Here is a 17,348-nt window from a genome sequence, read left to right as displayed (position 1 = left end):
TGACTTCGGCCGGAATTTGTTTGTAAGATGGACACGAACGGCCGTGCAGCGGCCGTACTAGGCCCGGGAGTGAGCCGCTTGCGGCTGGCTCTCCGGAGGCAGGCATAGAAAGAACGGCTTCGACACTATGGATGGTGGCTGGAGCGCTATGTCTGCTCAGCCGGATTCAATCCGGCGCCGGATGCCGGGTGCTGACAACCTAATCCCCCCAAGTTAGGTCCAGTGCCCGGCATCTCGGTCATTAATCCTTTCACCGGAGCTTGCTCTCGGCACCCTTCCCCATCAGCTCAGCTTCCCGGCTGCGGGTCTCGCGCCTGAGCACATCAACGACCGCCGCCACCGCCGGTTGCCGCAGCGACTCCGGGCGGGCCACCAGCCAGTAACCGAGCCGCTCCTCCAGTTCCCCCGGCAGGATGCGGACCAGATCCGGGTGGCGGTTGGCCATGAAGCAGGGCAGCAGGCCGAGGCCGGCGCCGGCGCGGGTTGCCTCTACGTGGACGAACACGTTGGTGGAACCCAGGGCGGTGGCCATCGCCGGCAGCAAGCGGCGCGCGGCGTCAAGATCGTCGACCTGCAGCATGGAGTCCACGAAATAGACCAGCGGGTGGTTCATGGCCGCGCGCACGCTGTCCGGTGAGCCGTGTTCCGCCAGATAATCCCGGGAACCGTAGAGGCCGAGTACATAGTTGCCCAGCCGGATGGATCGGGCACGAATAACCTGCGGCCGCCCGACCACGACTTCGAAATCCAGGCCCGGCCGGTGTTGCGAGGCCTGGCGCGCGGCGGTAACGATCTCCACGCTGAGCCTGGGATGGTGCTGTTGCAGGCGGGCAATCGCCGGGGCGGCGACGAACGCGCTGAAACCGTCGGTGGCAGACATCCTCACGACCCCGGCCAACCGGTCGGCCTGATCCGGCGTGCGGCCCAGCTCCGTCAGCGATTCCTCGATCCGCTCGGCCACCGCTGCCGCCTTCCGGCCCAGGTCGGTCAGCTCCCAGCCCCCCGGCGCCCCGGAGAACACGCGGCCGCCCAGGGCCTTTTCGACGGCAGCGATGCGACGCGAGACGGTGGTGTGGTTCAGGCCAAGGTTCTCGGCCGCCGAGGTATACCGGCCGGTGCGGGCGACGGCGAGAAGGATGATCAGGTCGTCCGGCTTGGCGGGCTGGGGTGCGGGAGGCATATCTGCATCTTTGCAGACCATGCCTGCAACGTTTGTCATTGATGCACATGCGGGAAGGGGGAATACTCGGCTTCGTCTAATTGTGACCACACTCACAGCGTGCGGGGGGAGTCCCGGCGGCAAGCGCCGCAGTATCCGCACGCCATGCAAGGAGAATGATGAGCGCCCACGCTACCCCCACCGGACCCGGCTCCGGCGCGACGCACGAGTCGCCGCCGTCGGTCCTGCGCAAGGTCGTCACCGCTTCCATGGCCGGCACGGTCGTGGAATGGTACGAGTTCTTCCTCTATGCCACCGCGGCCACGCTGGTTTTCGGCGCCCTGTTCTTCCCGAATGCGGGCACCGAACTGGACGCGATCATCGCAGCCTTCGTCACCTTCGCGGTCGGCTTCATCGCCCGGCCGCTGGGCGGGATCGTGTTCGGCCACTTCGGCGACAAGCTGGGCCGGAAGAAGCTGCTGCAGGTGAGCATCATCCTGATCGGTGCCGCCACGTTCCTGATGGGCTGCCTGCCAGGCTTCGACCAGATCGGTTACTGGGCGCCGGGCCTGTTGGTGGTGCTGCGGTTCGTCCAGGGCTTTGCCATCGGCGGCGAATGGGGCGGCGCGGTCCTGCTGGTGGCCGAGCACAGCCCGGCGGCCAAGCGCGGTTTCTGGGCGTCCTGGCCCCAGGCGGGTGTGCCGATGGGCAACATGCTGGCCACGGTGGTGCTGTGGGTGATGTCAGGCATTCTCTCCGAGGCCGAATTCCAGGCCTGGGGCTGGCGCGTTGCCTTCTGGCTCTCTGCAGTCATCGTGCTCGTCGGCTACTACATCCGCACCAAGGTCACCGAGGCGCCGATCTTCCTGGAAGCCCAGGCCGAGTCTGCCAAGGTGAAGTCCACCTCCTACGGCGTCGTGGAAGTGATGAAGAAGTACCCGCGCGGCGTGTTCACTGCCATGGGGCTGCGCGTGGCGGAGAACATCATCTACTACATCGTGGTGGCGTTCTCCATCACGTACCTGAAGACCGTTCACGATTTCGACGTCACCACGGTGCTGGGCCTGCTGATCCTGGCGCACGCCTTCCACTTCGTCGTGATCCCCTTCTATGGGCGCCTGTCGGACACCATTGGCCGCCGGCCGGTCTACATGGCGGGCGCCGTGCTGTCGGGGGTCTGGGCCTTCGTCGCCTTCCCGATGTTCGATACGCAAAGCCCGGTCATCATCCTGGCCGCGATCTTCCTGGGACTTGCCGTGCACGGGCTGATGTATGCGGGCCAGCCGGCCATCATGGCCGAGATGTTCCCGACCCGGATGCGCTACTCGGGTGTCTCGCTGGGTTACCAGGTGACCTCGATCTTCGCCGGTTCGCTCGCCCCGATCATCGCTTCCACGCTGCTGAAGGACTTTGAGCACTGGCTGCCCGTTGCTCTGTACCTGGTGGTCGCTTCGGCCATCACCGTCGTGGCAGTGATCTTCACCCGCGAAACGAAGGGCGCCTCCCTGCGCGACCTGGACCGGGCCGACCTGGCCCGCACGGAATCGGAAGTGCGGGCCCAAGCCTAGGCGCGACGGCGCAAGCCAAGCGAGCAAAACCGAAGGGACCGGTGCCACCCGTTGCGGGCGGTACCGGTCCCTTTCGCCTCGGCGGACCTGCGGTCAGCGGAAGCCGATGAGCTGCTCGACCGGGCCCATGCAGAAGAAGAGCACGAAGGCCGCGGCCACCGCCCACATCAGCGGGTGGATGTCCTTGGCCCGGCCCTGGAACGTGCGCACAAGCACATAGGCGATAAAGCCGGCGCCCAGGCCGTTGGCGATCGAATACGTGAAGGGCATCAGCGTGAACGTCAGGAAGGCCGGAATGGCCACGCCCCAGTCGGACCAGTCGATCTTGCCCACCTGCGCCACCATCATGAAACCGACGACGACGAGCGCCGGCGCCACTGCCTCGAACGGCACCAGCGAGATCAGCGGCGTGAAGAACATGGCCACCAGGAACAGCAGGCCGGTGACAACGTTGGCCAGGCCGGTGCGCGCGCCCTCGCCGATTCCGGCGCCGGACTCGACGTAGATCTGGTTGGAGGAGACCGAACCGGCGCCGCCGGCAATCGCGCCGACCGCGTCAACCATGAGCACCCGGTCAACCTGCGGGATGTTGCCCTCTTTGTCGGTCAGCCCGGCCTCGTTGGCCAGGCCGACCATCGTGCCCATGGCGTCGAAGAAGATGCTCAGCAGGATCGCAAACGCCAGCAGGGAAGCGGCGGTGATACCCAGCGTCCCGAAGGCACCGAAGAGGCTGGCCTGGCCGATCAGGCTGAGGTCGGGCAGCCCCACCCAGCTGCCGCTCGGCAGCTCGGGCACCACCAGGGACCATCCCAGCGGATTGGGGCCGTCGGGACCCATCGACGGGCCGACGTCGGCCACCGCTTCGATGACCACCGCGAGCACGGTGGCGGCGATGACGCCGATCAGAATGCCGCCCTTGACCTTGCGCACCACCAGCGCGATGGTCAGGATGAGGCCGAAGACGAAGACGAGGGTAGGCCAGCCCAGCAGGACGCCGTCGAAGCCGAGGCCGACGGGAACGGTGGTGCCCGCTGCGTCGGGGATGCGGCGGATGAAGCCGGCGTTGACCAGGCCGATCAGGGCAATGAACATGCCGATGCCCACCACGATGGCGGTCTTGAGGCTTTGCGGCACGGCGTTGAACACGGCGGTCCGGAAACCGGTCAGGACCAGGATCAGCATGGTGATGCCGGAGAGGATCACCAGGCCCATCACATCCGGCCAGGTCAGTCCGGGGTTGGTGGCAACGGTTATGGCGATGAAGGCGTTGACGCCCAGGCCCGTAGCGAGGGCGAACGGGTATTTGGCCCAGGCCCCCATCACGATCGTCAGCACGCCGGCCACGAGGGCCGTGACCGCCGCGACGCGTTCGGCGCCGAGCATGGCGCCGGTTGAATCGGCGCCGCCCAGGACCAGCGGGTTCAGCACCACGATGTAGCTCATTGCGAAGAACGTGGCCAGGCCGCCGCGGATTTCGCGCGAATAGTTGGAGCCGCGCTTGGTGATCTCGAAGTACCGGTCGAGCACCGAAGTCTTGGCGGCTACTGCTCCCTTTTGGGGCATGGGGAATGTCCTCCACAGGTAAGTGGTATGGTCGGGATTTTCCCCAAAATTCTAGCCCCTACGGCACGCGGCGGCGTACGACGCCGCTGTTCCACGCCTTCCCGAAGTCAGGCGATGGCCGGCCGGGAGGTGGAAGCAATGGCATTGCCGGCCACTTTCGCCTGCCGAATGATCTCCCGTGTGCTCGGGGCCAGCAGGTCCGCCACGCCGACCAGGTAGAGGCTGATCGCTTTCAGGACGGAGACAACGTTTTCGCCGGCCGCGATGCCCAGGCTCCGGAGCAACCGGCGCATTTGGTTCTGCGCGCAGCCCGTCAGGACGATGGAATCGGCTACCAGCAAGCCGTTTTCGGTCCGGATGACCCACTTCTGGTCCTTGTCCCTGCTGATCGCCGGCACGTGGGCCGCGCGGGTATCCAGCGGCGTGGGCGCATCCGCCGGTGCCGCTGGCGCTGTTTTCTCCGATGTCTTGGTGACGCCGCAAACGTGGGTGCTGTGGCGGATGTCCAGCGCGTGGCTCGCGGCGTATGCCTGCAGCAAGCGCAGCAGGTCGTTGCGTTCGCTCCGTTGCGCCGAATCAGCCAACGGGGACCGGCGGCCGTGGTCGGCCGGCTGAGGGAGCAACCCCTCCACGACGATCGACGACACGCCCTGGCGGCTCAGTTCACTCGCCACGGCCAGCCCGGGCAGCCCGGAACCGATGACCACCGTGGTGGTGTATTCGGTAGGCACTTCTGGTACGGAAACGCCACTCACTGCACGGACTCCTTGGACAGTAGGGAGAACCTCGGACGGCGAACGGACCGCCCGCACACGCATTGTGAAACTGTTATTTAACACAATTTTCATCGAAGCCTACATAACTTTTCGGCCACTGAGAAGCGCCTTGTATCAGAGTAAGCTGAGGGTAGCGGGCGAGGATGCCCGTGCGACGTTGAGGGAGGCGGAACGAATGACAGAAGCCACAGGTTCAGACGCCCGACAGGGCGCCGCACCCCGCGGCATTGTCGTCGGAGTCGATGGCTCCGATCAGAGTATCTGCGCGTTGGTTTGGGCTGCGGAGGAGGCGCAACGGCGCAGGACCCCGCTGCACGTCGTGACCGCCTACACCGTTCCGGTCTTCGCTGCCTCCAGCATGGATGCCGGCTATGCCACGCTGGATGATTCGGTGATCCGCGAAGGCGCCGAAGCCGTGCTCGAGCAGGCAGTGTCCAAAGTCACCGGTTACGGCTTGGATATCGATGCCCGGGTGGAAACCGGCGACGCCGCCGGAGTCCTGCTGGAGCTCTCCGAACAGGCCGAGTTGATCGTGGTCGGTACGCGCGGTCGCGGCGGCTTCATGGGCCGGTTGCTGGGCTCGGTCAGCAGCGCTGTCCCGGCCCACGCCTCCTGCCCGACGGTGACGATTCCGCTGGCCTGCGCACCGCGGCTCGGCGACCTGGATATTGAGGTTCCACGGTTCAAGGACCAGGCAATCCGCCCCGAGGACGTCGAGAAGGTCGTCGTGGTCGGGGTCGATGGTTCCGAGCAGGCACGCAACGCCACCCTGGTGGCCGCAGAGCAGGCCGAGCGGCTCGGTTATCCGCTGAAGGTCGTATGCGCCGTGCCGCCGTTCACCGGTTCGCTGGCCTGGGTGCCGGCACCGCTGGACCGCGAAGCGCTTTATGCGGACATCCGTGAGCAGCTCGACGCGGGCGTGGCGTGGCTCAAGAGCCACTTCCCCGGGCTGCACGTCATCGGTGAAGTACAGGACGGCTCCCCGGTGGAACTGTTGATCGAGGCGTCACGCACCGCCGAACTGCTGGTGGTGGGCACCCGCGGCCGCGGCGGCTTCGCCGGCATGCTGCTCGGCTCCACCAGCCAGGGTGTGCTGCACCATGCCAAGGGGCCCGTCATGGTAGTGCCCGACAAGCACGATCCGCGCCTGGACGACCGCCGGAACTTCGGTCCCCTGCCGGACGCCGAATAGCAGCAGCTTGAAAACGGGCCGGGCCCGGAACCCAAGAGGTTCCGGGCCCGGCCCGTTAAGGCCGCGTCTACCTCAGACGGCCCAGCGCGCCCCGACCGTGTGCAGCTTGCCGTACATGTGGCTGATGTTCGTTACCGTCAGACCATCCTTGTCATTTAGCGCATGTACGACTTGCCAGTTGCCGATGTAGATGGCCACGTGCCAGATGGCATTCGGTTCGCCCCAGAAAACCAAATCGCCCGGCTGAAGTTGGGCGAGCGGCACCTTGTGCGGTGCGTTGTCGAGCTGGGCTTGGGCCACGCGGGGGAGGTATCGACCAGCGCTGCCGAACGCCGCCTGCGTCAGCCCCGAGCAGTCATAGCCCCACGGGCCGCTGCCGCCCCAATCGTAGAAGCTCTTGTTGTTCGCCTGCTTGGCCATGGCGAAGTTGATGGCAGCGTTGGCGATGCCCGCGTTGCTGCCGGGGGCCGGAGCCGCTGCCGGCGGTACCGGGTTCGGCTTGGGCTTCGGGGCCGGTTGAGGGGCCGGGGGCGGAGGCGGCGCCGGGGCGGGCGTCGAAGGCCGGGACGGCGCAGGCGCCGCGGGCCGTGACGTGACTGGCGGCGTGGACGGAGCGGCTGGCCGGGAGGTTGCCGGCGGTGCGGCTGGAGCGGCTGGCCGGGCCGGCGTGATTTCTTCACTGGCCGCTGCAACCGTGGAGCCCTGCGCGTTGGAACTGCCTCCGGAGGGCCGCTGGGCGGCAGCGGCCTCCTGCGCCGACTGCTCCACCAACGCCTGGAGCGCTCGTTCCTGCTCGGCGCGCTCCAGGGCGGTGATGCGTGCGTCCTCTTCGCCGGTGCTGGTCCCGCGCAGTTCGGCCAGATGCACCAGGAGGGCCTGCCGCTGTTCCTCGTAGCGCACGACGAGCTGCTCCTGTGCGGCGCTGGCGGCCTTCGCGTCCGATTCCGCGGCCTCCGCGGCTACCGCCGCATCCCGCGCGGCCTCTTCGGCCTGCGTGACGTAGAGCTCCCAGGATGCCCACAGCTGGGCGGCCTGCTGGGATTCGCTCAGTGTCTGCGAGCGGTTCGCCGTCAGGGCGTCGAGCGTGGAGGCCTTGTAGAGCACGTCGCCGGCGGCCTTGCTGTCCAGCAGCGAGCTGAGGGCGGGGTTGACGCCGCCGTTCCGGTACAGCTCACCGGCCAGCTGTCCCACCTGATTCTTGACCGACTCGAAGTACTCCGCGGCCTGCGAGGCCTTGGCCTTGGCGTCATCGAGTTCGGCGGTCCGCTCCTGCTGCTTCAGCAGGGACTCGCTGTAGGCGTTCTGGGAACGCATGGAATCGAACTGCGCGTTGGCAAGGTTTCCGGAAGCGGCCCTGAGCTGCTCTTCGATCCGGTCCACCAGGGCCTGGGTGGCAGCTGCATCGCTCTTGGCGTCGTCGATCTCCTCGCCGGACGGCAGCGTGGGCGCCGCCGGCAGGATGATCCGCTGCGACGTCACCTGCGGCAACTGTCCCGCCGGTGCGGCGACGGCCGGCGCCAGGGCCGGAACGCAGATTAACAGGGCGGTAGCCGAGAAGAGCGCGACGGCGCGTATTGGCGTCGTCGATCGATGCGGGGCAGGACGCCCCGAGGGAAGCAGCCTCATCCGAACGGGTCCTTACTAGGAGCGCGGTAAATGCACGCGCCCTTTCAGGACGGCCGGCCTTGGGACCGGAGCGGTCAATGTGCGAACGGGTGGCACCCCAACTAGACCGAACTGCATTCACACAGCACGTTGAGGATATGCAACTTCATTCACAGTTGCAACATTTGTCCCAGCAGTAACATAAACAACACCAGTGTCATTTGCACTGCATTCACGATGAGTGGGCGTGTCGGCCCCCCTCGTTTCCCCAATAACAGCTGGCTTGCAGGGCGGGGAAGGCGCGCATGATCCACCGAGGAGTGCGGTCCTCTGCGAAGGTGCCGAGCGGGCGCGTCGTCCGCGTAGGCGTCGAGCCAGGCGGTTGGCAGGCGAGGAAGCCGGCCAGCTTCCGCCGGCCTGCTGTGTTCAACTGAGCGGCGCGGGTGTCAGCCCCAGCCCAGTTCGTGGAGGCGGTCGTCGTCGATGCCGAAGTGGTGGGCAACTTCGTGGATCACGGTCACCAGGACCTCGTGGACCAATTCTTCCCGGGAAGAGCACATCCGTTGGAGGGGGCCCCGGAAGACGACGATTCGGTCCGGCATGGACCCGGCGTCCCACCAGTGGTCCCTCTCGGTAAGCGGGGTGCCCTCGTAGACGCCCAGCAGTTCCGTCTCCGGGTCTTCCCACGGCTGCGGAATGTATTCCTCTTCGACGAAGATGCCCACGTTGGTCATCTCGCGCATGATGTCTTCCGGGATCTGGTCGATCGCGTCGTTCACCGCGTCCTCAAATTCCGGCAGGGACAACTCCATCGGCATGCAGCCGACTTTACCCGCGGGCGGCGGCCTTAAAAGCGCCCCTGTGCAGGCCTCGGCGGGCCACGGTGGCCGGTTTTGGTTTTTCCCGGGACAGGCCCTATAGTTTTATAGGTCCACAGCGGGGAAATGAATCCCAAGTGGTCCTGGCCCCCATCGTCTAGCGGCCTAGGACACCGCCCTTTCACGGCGGCGGCACGGGTTCGAATCCCGTTGGGGGTACGCGAGACGTCATGAATGGCAGCCGCTGGAGTGGTCAGAACCGCTTCGAAAGGCTGGTAGGATTGAGTCTCGTAAAAAATGCAAGGCCCTGTAGCGCAGTTGGTTAGCGCGCCGCCCTGTCACGGCGGAGGTCGCGGGTTCAAGTCCCGTCAGGGTCGCTTTGGTTTCCGGAGCGATTCGGAAGGCCATCGGTGATCATCGCAAGATGTTGCCACGGCTCTGTAGCTCAGTTGGTAGAGCGTTCGACTGAAAATCGAAAGGTCACCGGATCGACGCCGGTCGGAGCCACCGCTTTACATAGAGGAAAACCCCTGGAACTCAAAGAAGTTCAGGGGTTTTTTCCTTTTCCGGGCGTGTCGCACGGCAACTCGTTTCCCGACCCTTCCCCGTAAACTGGGTGGCAGGCTTCTAATGGTTTCTCAGTAACTTCCTCCACCAAAACGCCGCCTGCGTTCCCCGGCCGGCAAGTTGATCCAGAGTCCCGAAGATCGCGGTCATGGCTCGGCTAACATCCGACGCGTCATCTTGAACCGACCCCGCCCTTGCGACTGCGTGCCCGGGCGCCCGCGAGGTTGTACGGGATGTGCTCGACGGTCGCGCTCGGACTTGGCGATTGCGGCGCGCAGTGGAAAAACGCGCCCGCCCGGGGCGTAGTGTCGATGCCCTGAGACAGCCCCCTCGCCCCGATTCAGCGGGGATAGAGCCTCCCCGACGTTCTGTTTCAGGGCGCGCCTTCCCCCAAGGTTTTCCCAAGGTCACTGTGATTAGAGTGACCGGGGGCACCTGCCAGTGGAAATATCTTCATGGAGGCGCAATGTCGAATCTCAACGACAAGTCCCAGCACCGCAAACCAACCGCCAAGGAGCGGAATGGCCCGTCCAACAGGAAGTACATTCGGGCAGTGCTCGGCGCGGCGATGGCAGTTGTCCTGGCCGCCGGAGGTGCCCCATTCGTCCCGTCCGCCTTCGCCGCCGAGGAGGAACACAGCTACATTGTGATCCTCAAGGACAGCGTCAAGAACGTGGACGCGATGGCCGCCGGTCACCGGCAAAAATATGGATTCACCCAATCCCACACCTACAAATACGCCCTGAAGGGCTATGCCGGCACCATGACGGCCCCCGAGGCGGAAAGGGTGGACGCGGATGTGGCTGTCGACTTCATCACCCGCGCAACGACCTTTCAGCTGCCAGCGGAGCCGGTGCGGGGATCGGAGGAGCTTGCGCCCTTCTGGTGGCTGCGCATCGGCGGCTCGCTGAAGGAAGCGGCCGGAAAGGACGGACGGAACCGGATCAAGGTCAATGCGGCGGTCATCGACTCCGGGGTCGACGGCACCCACCCGGACCTGAACGTGCGCGGGCAGATGGACTGCACCTCAGGCACACCGGTCCCGGAGCCCCCCTTTGACGGCGACCCGCTGGGGCACGGCACAGGGGTGGCAGGGGTGCTCGGTGCCAAGAACAACGACATCGGGGTCATCGGCGCAGCCCCAGGCGTGCCACTGTGGTCGGTCCGCGTGTTCGAGGAAGGCGCTGACTTCACCACGGATACAGAATTGATCTGTGCCGTCGACTGGGTGACCTCGACCCGGATGGACAAGGACCGGCACAACGACATTAGGGTGGCCAACATGAGCATCGGCAGGGAAGGCACCGACAGCCCGAACTGCGGGAAAGGCGTAGACCCCCTCCATATGGCATTCTGTCGCTCGGTCAGGGCAGGCGTGACGCACGTTGTGGCCGCGGGAAATGAGGGCACCGACTTGGCGCAAAGTGTTCCGGCAACTTACGACGAGGTGATCACCGTGACTGCAATGGCCGACTTTGACGGCCGGCCCAAGGGCCGGGTGGCACCGTTGTGCTTCAGTGACGAATCCACCGAGTTCGGGTTCGATGACACGGCCGCGCCCTTCTCGAACTTCGCTACCCTGCGCGAAGACAGGAAGCACACCGTCGCCGCTCCCGGAGTGTGCAATTTAACCACCGACATCGGGGGCGGGGTTGCCGCGTGGGACGGTACCAGCTTCGCCAGCCCAGCAGTCGCCGGATCGGTGGTTCTGTGCCTCGACGACAGGACGTGCAGGGGCTCAGGAAAGGCCGTGATGAAGAAATTCCTGCAAGAGATTCGGAAGTACAACCTGAGACACCCGCGCTACGGGTTCATAGGTGACCCGCTGCGGCCGATCGATGATCGGTATTACGGCTTCCTGGTCAACCGCTCGATCTTCTAGGCAGTCCGTCCGGGGCCAGGCCGAAGCTTGGCCGTGCCCCGACGAGAGCTCCATTTCCTAAATAACCTAGGCCGCTTCCCATGGTTGCGTATCCGACACTGGCGGACGCGGCTCGCCGTGTCGGTCGGAGCCACCAGCAAAAACGAAGCCCCGCAGTCCTGGTTCAGGACGCGGGGCTTCGTCGTGCCCGGCCACTCTGTCCACCTCCGGCTTCGTCGGGCACCATGGGTGCATGAACGAAACCGCAATCACCCACATTGGCGGTCCGACAGCGTTGCTGGAGTTCGGCGGCTGGACGTTCCTGACCGACCCCACCTTTGATGAACCCGGCGAGTACCCGACAACAGCCGGAACGCTGGTGAAAACCTCCGGGCCCGCCGTTCAAGTCGCAGACCTGCCGGTGGTGGACGCCATCCTCCTCTCGCATGACCAGCATCCGGACAACCTGGACGCCTCCGGCCGGCGCCTGGTGGAATCCGGCGGAGCCAAGGTTCTCGGCACCCTGGAGGCAGCAGACCGGCTCGCGACGGTCACCGGCATGGCCCCGTGGGAGCGGACGGTGCTCGAGGCCGCTGACCGGACCACGATCACGGTCACCGCCGTCCCCGCCCGGCACGGACCGGAAGGATGCGAACCGGTGACCGGCACCGTGACCGGATTCGTCCTGACAGGATCCGACCTGCCGACTGTTTACGTCAGCGGCGACAACGCCTCGCTGGACGCGGTCGACGCCGTCGCGGCACGTTTCGCTCCGGTCACCACGGCGGTGCTCTTCGCCGGAGCCGCCCGCGTGGGAGCCTTCGACAACGCCGCGCTAACCCTCACCGCCGACGCCGCGGTCGAGGCGGCACGCAAACTGGACGCGGCCACCGTCGTGCCGGTCCACGCAGAGGGCTGGAAGCACTTGAGCGAAGGCCACGAAGAACTCCGCGCCCGGTTCTCCGCCACCGGCCTCGAAGACCGGCTCCGCATCCCCACTCCGGGGCGGAAACTGGCCCTGTAACTCGGCACGCCGGCGGCCTGCCCGTCAGCTTCAGTCCGCTCCAAGTTCCCAGTCTCCACTCAGGGTCACTGGCCTACCATGGAAGGGGTTCCATTGCCGCCTGCACCTGATGAGGCACCGGACCAGGGGGGACGATTGGAGCGTGGAGCATAGTGCAGGCCCTTCTAAAGGCGACCGCGATCGGCCTGGCAACCGCCGTCCTGCTGACGTCCTGCAGCAGCGCGGAACCAGCGTCGGAATCAACGAGGACGGCGCCCGCCCCCACTGCTTCGGGGGCCACCCAAGGGACGGCTCCTGCAGAGACACCCCAGGCACCAGCCCCCGCCACTGAACAACCCGCTACGGCATCGCCCGGCCAGGCACCGCCGTCGGACTCCGCTGGCCCCGCCGGCGAAAGCGGGGGATCCGACGGAGGCGCCACTGACTGGGGAAACTACGAAAGCCGGGACCACGCTTGTGCCGCCGTGGCCGCAAACGTCGCCTCCCTGCTGCTGGTCCCGCTCGGCTTCATGACCGGCGTGGAGGACTCTGACCTGAAGGCGCTGCAGGAGGAGCTGGACGAATTCAGCCGCGGCGTTCCGCCTCGGCTGGGCGACGACCTGGACCGGGTGGAGGACCAGCTGGACCACGCAGCTGCAACCGGCCACTTCGACGCCGCCGGGTTTGCCGACGCCCTGCAACCGGTGGAGGACTGGCTGGCCGAACACTGCGGGGAATGAGGCGTTAGGCTTGCCCTGAGAGTCATCACAGCGTCAGGGGAGAACAGATGCACAACGAGGATCGGCCGGCTGCCCCGTCCGCCGGAGTATCGCCCGGGGCACACCCTGTCACCGCACCCGTCGGGGTCCCGGGCGGACTGCCGTCCGGGGAGGCAGCCGTGGACCCGGACCAGGCTGCAGCCGTTGGCATCCCGGACGCTCCCGGCCGCACCACCATTTCCGAAGCCGCCGTGGCCAAGGTCGCGGCCGTTGCCGCCCGCTCCGTCCCGGGGGTCTACGCGCTGGGCAGCGGCACAGCCCGTGCGCTGAGTGCGCTGCGGGACGTCGTGGGCGGCAGCGACGCCGGCCAGGGCGTCCATGTGGAGGTCGGCCAGACGCAGGTTGCCGTGGACATCAGCCTGGTGGCCGTTTACGGCAAGCCGTTGCAGGAACTGGCGGGCGGCGTACGCGCGGCTGTGTACACCGCCGTCGAGCAATTGGTGGGGCTGGACGTGATCGAGGTGAACGTGGAGATCAACGACGTCCACGTGCCCGGCCTGGACGCCAAGGCGCCGGCCGAGAAGCCTGTCCGACAGGGCGCCCAGTAGCAGGATGTTCGGGACGGCGAGAGGAGCAAGGATGAGCTACACGGTAGTCGGCATGGCCGTCGGCGCAGTGCTGGCGTGGGCCGCGTTGGTTTTTGACTTCTGGGGCTTCCTGCTGATGGCGGTCTTCCTGATCGTGGGGGCCTTGCTGGGCCGCGCCGCGGAGGGCAAGCTTGACTGGCGCAGCATCCGCGATGCGCTGACCGGACGCCGCTCGTCTTCATGACGGACCCCGTTGTGGACGCCGACGAGATGCCTCCCCGCCCGGAAGGACCGCCGCTCGCGGACCGCCCGTACTCACCGCCCCCGGCGTCGCTCCCCGCCGGGCCGCCCGGGCGACGCTACGCCGGACACACCCGCGTCAGCACGCAGGCGTTGACCAGCACCGCGCAGGGGGTTGCGGCAGAGCTGTTGGGAATTTCACCGGGCCTGATCCGCGCGACGTGGCGCGACGATGCCGGTTCCCTCGCCTTGTCCCTGGCGCTTCCCATGGGCATTCCTTCGCTGAACCGGGTGGTGCGGGACCCGCACCTGGTGGACGGCTTTGGCGGATCGGTCTGGGACCGGGCACACGCCGCCAAGGGAACCATCCTGGAGAGAATCTCCCGGATCAGCGGTTCGAAGTTGAGCCGGGTGGACATTAGGGTCACCGGCATCCGCGTGCAGGAAGGAGGCCGGGTCCGGTGAGCAGCACCAACCTCAAAACCGGCGAGCGATCGGCTGACCAGCGCCCGGCCGACGAGCGCCTGGCCGGCCGCGAACTGCGCAGTTCCCGCGCTACCGCAGCAGTGATCGCCGCGGTTCTCGTCGCGTTGGCCTGCCTTTACCTGCTGCTCGAAGCGGCGTTGAAGTCGATCGGGCAGCGCCCGTGGTTGGCCTCGCCGGAAGAGATGGCCGGCTGGATCCACCAACTGCCGGGGAACATCGCGCCCACCGTCCTGGGCGCCTCCGGTGCGCTGATCCTGTTCTTGGGTCTGCTCTTCTTCCTGCAGGGCGTGCTCCCCGGACACCTGCACCGGCACCGCATTCCCGGCCGCCGCGGCGTGGTGGTGGTGGACGATGAAGTCATCGCCGCGTCGCTGGCGCGGCGTGCCCGCATCGAGGCGCAAGTGACGCGCGAGCAGGTGCTGGTGGTCGTCTCGCGCGGCGTGGTGGACGTCCGGCTCCGGCCAACCTCCGGCCAGCCGGTGGAAGCGGATGCCGTCCAGGCGGCGGTGGAGGACGAGGTCCGCAGGGCGCGGATCAGTCCGGTTCCGCAGGTGCGCGTGTTCGTTTCCAGTTCCGGGGTGGTGGGACAGTGAACCAAACGCCCCGGACACTGAACCGTATCCTGATCACCCTTCTGGGGCTGCTGCTCATGCTGGCCGGCGGCACCGCGTTGGCGCTGGCACTGGTTCCCGCGCTCGCCGGCTGGTGGCACGCCGCCACGGAACAGGCCGGCGCCAACCTGCGGACGGTGCTGGACGCGGCCACCTTGCCCGGACAGCGGGACAGCTGGCTGTGGATTGTGGTGGCGCTGGTGCTGCTCCTGATGGTGCTGCTGATGATCGCGTGGGCCGCCCAGCAGGGCAAGGGCCGCACCGGCACCATCGCCGCTGACTACGACGGCGCAGGCGAACCCGGCGCCGTCCGGCTGAGTGCCGCCGTGGCCGAGCAGGCGCTCCGCGACGCACTGCGGGAACGCGACAGCATCCTGCAGGCAACGGTCACCGCCTACGACTACGAGGGCGGCGGAGGCCTGCGCGTCCGGGTGGTTCCGCGCCTCGGGGTATCCCCGCAGGCCGTGGCGGACGAAGTCTCCGACCTCGTCGAAGCGCTGGACCTGACCATCGGGATCAGCTTCCCGGTGGTCATCCACCTGGTGGCCGGCGCGCGCTCGCGGCTGGTCCGCGCCGACCGCGTCCGCTAGGCGGACTGCCCGTCGGCGGCGGGCGTCAGCCAGGCGGCCCCGTTGGGCTCCAGCAACCCGTTGGCGACCGCGCCCTCCTGCGAGGCCAGGACCATGGAGGCCCCCGCGGGCAGCCGGATGGCGGAACTGCCCAGGTTGGCCAGCACCTGCAGTGTCCCGTTGCGGTAGCTGAGGACTCCCGACGCCGGATCGTGCTCCGCGGCCCACTCCACGCTGCCCTGGCCCAGCTTCTGCTCCGCACGCAGGCGCAGCGCCGCCCGATACAACTCGTAGGTGGAAGCGGCTACTCCCACCTGCTGGTCCACCGCATAGCGCGCGAAGCTCTCGGGCTGCGGCAGCCACGGTTCATGTTGGGTGGAGCCCCAGCCGTAGCCGTGCGCCTCCGCGCGCCAGGGAATCGGCACCCGGCAGCCGTCGCGGCCCCGCTCTTCGCCGCCGGTGCGGAAGAACGCCGGGTCCTGGCGCACTTCCTCCGGCAGGGTGGTGTGCTCCGGAAGGCCGAGCTCATCGCCCTGGTAGATGTAGGCGGAGCCGGGCAGGGCCAGCATCACCAGCGCAGCGGCGCGACCGCGGGCGTGACCGAGTTCCTCGTCGGGCTGTTCGTCGCCGGGGCCAATGCCCTTGGGAAAGGTGGTGGGGTCGGCCAGGCCGTAGCGGGTGCTGTGGCGGACGGTGTCGTGATTGGACAGCACCCAGGTGCTCGGTGCACCCACTGAAGCTGCAGCGGCCAGCGAATCCTCGATGCTGCGGGCCATCCGCCGGGCATCCCAGCCCGCGAGCAGGAAATCGAAGTTGAAGGCCTGTTGCATTTCGTCGGGGCGGACGTAGGCAAAGAGCCGCTCGACCGGCTCGACCCACGCTTCGGCCACCAGCATGCGGTCGCCGTCGTACTCGGCCAAGACCTTGTGCCACTCGCGGTAGATCTCGTGCACGCCGTCCTGGTCGAAGTAGGGCGGAGTCTCCGGATGGACGCCGGCCTCCGGCAGCGCAGATACCTGTTGTGCCGCCGCTCCGGGGGCATCCGCCCCGGCTGGTTCCAGGACCTGTTCCCCGGAGGCACGGGCATCGGGGGTGGGCGAGGCGCCGGCGGGTTGGCCGACCGCCGCCCCGTCGCCGCCGGGCAGCGCGTCTTCGCCCGGGAGCCGCTCGCTACCGGCCACCATCGAGGTCTTGGCCGCCCAATCCGGCAGGCCCTCGGCCTTGACCAGGCCATGGGCCACGTCGATCCGGAAGCCGTCCACGCCGCGGTCCAGCCAGAACCGCAGCACGGAGACCATTTCGGCCCGGACCTCCGGGTTCTCCCAGTTCAGGTCCGGCTGCGTGGAATCGAACAGGTGGAGGTACCACTGGCCGGGCGTGCCGTCGGATTCGGTGATCCGGGTCCAGGCATCGCCGCCGAATACCGACTGCCAGTTGTTGGGCGGCTCATTGCCGTCCGGGCCCCTGCCGTCGCGGAAGATGTAGCGGGCACGTTCCGGCGCTCCCGCCTCGGAGGTCAGCGCGCTCACGAACCATTCGTGCCGGTCGGACGTGTGGTTCGGCACCAGGTCGACAATCACCCGCATGCCGAGCTCGTGGGTGCGTGCCAGCAGCGAGTCGAAGTCGTCCAGGCTGCCGAACAGCGGGTCGACGTCGCGGTAGTCGGCAACGTCGTAGCCCGCATCGTTTTGCGGGGAGACGTAGAAGGGCGACAGCCAGATGGCGTCCACCCCCAGGTTCTTCAGGTAGGGGATCTTGGCGCTGATTCCGGCCAGGTCGCCCATTCCGTCGCCGTTATGGTCGGCGAAGGAGCGCGGATAGATCTGGTAGATGACGGCGTCGCGCCACCAGGGAACGGTTGCTGCGGTCATTGGCTCTCCTTGACTCGGGGGGTCAGGACCACTTCCAGCCTAATGATCATTGCAGCCGAACAGGCAGCACAGACCGCGGATGCGGCGCAGATCACGATTCGGCATCGAAGGCCACCGCCCCGAAAATGTGCCTTGCGACACACTCTGTAAGCG

Annotated in this window: 16 protein-coding genes and 3 tRNA genes; 13 read left to right on the top strand and 6 right to left on the bottom strand. The window is 67.1% G+C overall.

Features of this window, described 5'->3' with window-relative positions:
* Positions 1-250: 250 nt before the first annotated feature.
* A complete protein-coding gene (locus AC5RV3_RS11815; RefSeq protein ID WP_494122290.1) occupies positions 251-1,180 on the bottom strand; it encodes a LysR family transcriptional regulator in 930 nt (309 codons plus the stop codon).
* Positions 1,181-1,338: 158 nt separating this feature from the next.
* Between AC5RV3_RS11815 and AC5RV3_RS11810 the strand changes: the two genes are divergently transcribed.
* A complete protein-coding gene (locus AC5RV3_RS11810; RefSeq protein ID WP_494111038.1) occupies positions 1,339-2,727 on the top strand; it encodes an MFS transporter in 1,389 nt (462 codons plus the stop codon).
* Positions 2,728-2,820: 93 nt separating this feature from the next.
* Here AC5RV3_RS11810 and AC5RV3_RS11805 read toward each other — a convergent pair whose 3' ends face one another.
* On the bottom strand, positions 2,821-4,290 hold the full coding sequence (locus AC5RV3_RS11805; RefSeq protein WP_494122289.1) for an NCS2 family permease: 1,470 nt from the start codon (positions 4,288-4,290) through the stop codon (positions 2,821-2,823).
* 107 nt (positions 4,291-4,397) lie between these two features.
* Complete coding sequence (locus AC5RV3_RS11800) at positions 4,398-5,045, bottom strand: FAD-binding protein (RefSeq protein WP_494122288.1); 648 nt, start codon at positions 5,043-5,045, stop codon at positions 4,398-4,400.
* A 196-nt stretch (positions 5,046-5,241) separates the two neighbouring features.
* Between AC5RV3_RS11800 and AC5RV3_RS11795 the strand changes: the two genes are divergently transcribed.
* Positions 5,242-6,258 carry a universal stress protein gene (locus AC5RV3_RS11795; protein WP_494122287.1) on the top strand — a complete coding sequence of 339 codons (1,017 nt, stop codon included), beginning with the start codon at positions 5,242-5,244 and terminating at the stop codon, positions 6,256-6,258.
* Between the two features lie 72 nt (positions 6,259-6,330).
* Here AC5RV3_RS11795 and AC5RV3_RS11790 read toward each other — a convergent pair whose 3' ends face one another.
* Positions 6,331-7,884, bottom strand: a complete 1,554-nt coding sequence (locus tag AC5RV3_RS11790; RefSeq protein ID WP_494122286.1) for a C40 family peptidase — start codon at positions 7,882-7,884, stop codon at positions 6,331-6,333.
* 425 nt (positions 7,885-8,309) lie between these two features.
* The gene (locus AC5RV3_RS11785; protein ID WP_494111139.1) at positions 8,310-8,675 is read right to left on the bottom strand and encodes a metallopeptidase family protein; all 366 of its coding nucleotides are present in this window, start codon (positions 8,673-8,675) and stop codon (positions 8,310-8,312) included.
* Positions 8,676-8,827: 152 nt separating this feature from the next.
* Between AC5RV3_RS11785 and AC5RV3_RS11780 the strand changes: the two genes are divergently transcribed.
* The 11 genes from AC5RV3_RS11780 (at position 8,828) to AC5RV3_RS11730 (ending at position 15,345) form a co-directional block, all read left to right on the top strand.
* Positions 8,828-8,900: transfer RNA gene (locus tag AC5RV3_RS11780), tRNA-Glu, on the top strand.
* A gap of 84 nt (positions 8,901-8,984) precedes the next feature.
* A tRNA-Asp gene (locus AC5RV3_RS11775) sits at positions 8,985-9,058 on the top strand.
* A gap of 57 nt (positions 9,059-9,115) precedes the next feature.
* A tRNA-Phe gene (locus tag AC5RV3_RS11770) sits at positions 9,116-9,188 on the top strand.
* Between the two features lie 526 nt (positions 9,189-9,714).
* Entirely contained in the window at positions 9,715-11,130 is a 1,416-nt protein-coding gene (locus AC5RV3_RS11765) for a S8 family peptidase (protein ID WP_494122285.1), read from the top strand.
* A gap of 232 nt (positions 11,131-11,362) precedes the next feature.
* On the top strand, positions 11,363-12,133 hold the full coding sequence (locus tag AC5RV3_RS11760) for an MBL fold metallo-hydrolase (protein WP_494122284.1): 771 nt from the start codon (positions 11,363-11,365) through the stop codon (positions 12,131-12,133).
* 464 nt (positions 12,134-12,597) lie between these two features.
* Positions 12,598-12,852: a hypothetical protein gene (locus AC5RV3_RS11755; protein ID WP_494111044.1), complete on the top strand. Its 255-nt coding sequence runs from the start codon at positions 12,598-12,600 to the stop codon at positions 12,850-12,852.
* 47 nt (positions 12,853-12,899) lie between these two features.
* Positions 12,900-13,439: an Asp23/Gls24 family envelope stress response protein gene (locus tag AC5RV3_RS11750; RefSeq protein WP_494122283.1), complete on the top strand. Its 540-nt coding sequence runs from the start codon at positions 12,900-12,902 to the stop codon at positions 13,437-13,439.
* A 31-nt stretch (positions 13,440-13,470) separates the two neighbouring features.
* Positions 13,471-13,662, top strand: coding sequence for a hypothetical protein (locus AC5RV3_RS11745; RefSeq protein ID WP_494122282.1), 192 nt, complete (start codon positions 13,471-13,473; stop codon positions 13,660-13,662).
* Positions 13,659-14,123: a hypothetical protein gene (locus tag AC5RV3_RS11740; protein WP_494122281.1), complete on the top strand. Its 465-nt coding sequence runs from the start codon at positions 13,659-13,661 to the stop codon at positions 14,121-14,123. The genes AC5RV3_RS11745 and AC5RV3_RS11740 overlap by 4 nt, the downstream gene beginning before the upstream one ends.
* Positions 14,120-14,737, top strand: coding sequence for a hypothetical protein (locus tag AC5RV3_RS11735; RefSeq protein ID WP_494111048.1), 618 nt, complete (start codon positions 14,120-14,122; stop codon positions 14,735-14,737). The genes AC5RV3_RS11740 and AC5RV3_RS11735 overlap by 4 nt, the downstream gene beginning before the upstream one ends.
* The gene (locus AC5RV3_RS11730; protein ID WP_494111049.1) at positions 14,734-15,345 is read left to right on the top strand and encodes a hypothetical protein; all 612 of its coding nucleotides are present in this window, start codon (positions 14,734-14,736) and stop codon (positions 15,343-15,345) included. Before AC5RV3_RS11735 ends, AC5RV3_RS11730 begins: the two co-directional genes overlap by 4 nt.
* Here the strand turns inward: AC5RV3_RS11730 and AC5RV3_RS11725 are convergent.
* A complete protein-coding gene (locus AC5RV3_RS11725) occupies positions 15,342-17,195 on the bottom strand; it encodes a glycoside hydrolase family 13 protein (RefSeq protein WP_494122280.1) in 1,854 nt (617 codons plus the stop codon). The two genes, AC5RV3_RS11730 and AC5RV3_RS11725, sit on opposite strands and share 4 nt — an antisense overlap.
* Positions 17,196-17,348: the final 153 nt, after the last annotated feature.

This window comes from Arthrobacter sp. Y3221114, from assembly GCF_059092625.1.
The sequence above is the reverse complement of the archived record's forward strand: the minus strand, read 5'-3'. Positions and strand labels throughout refer to the sequence as shown.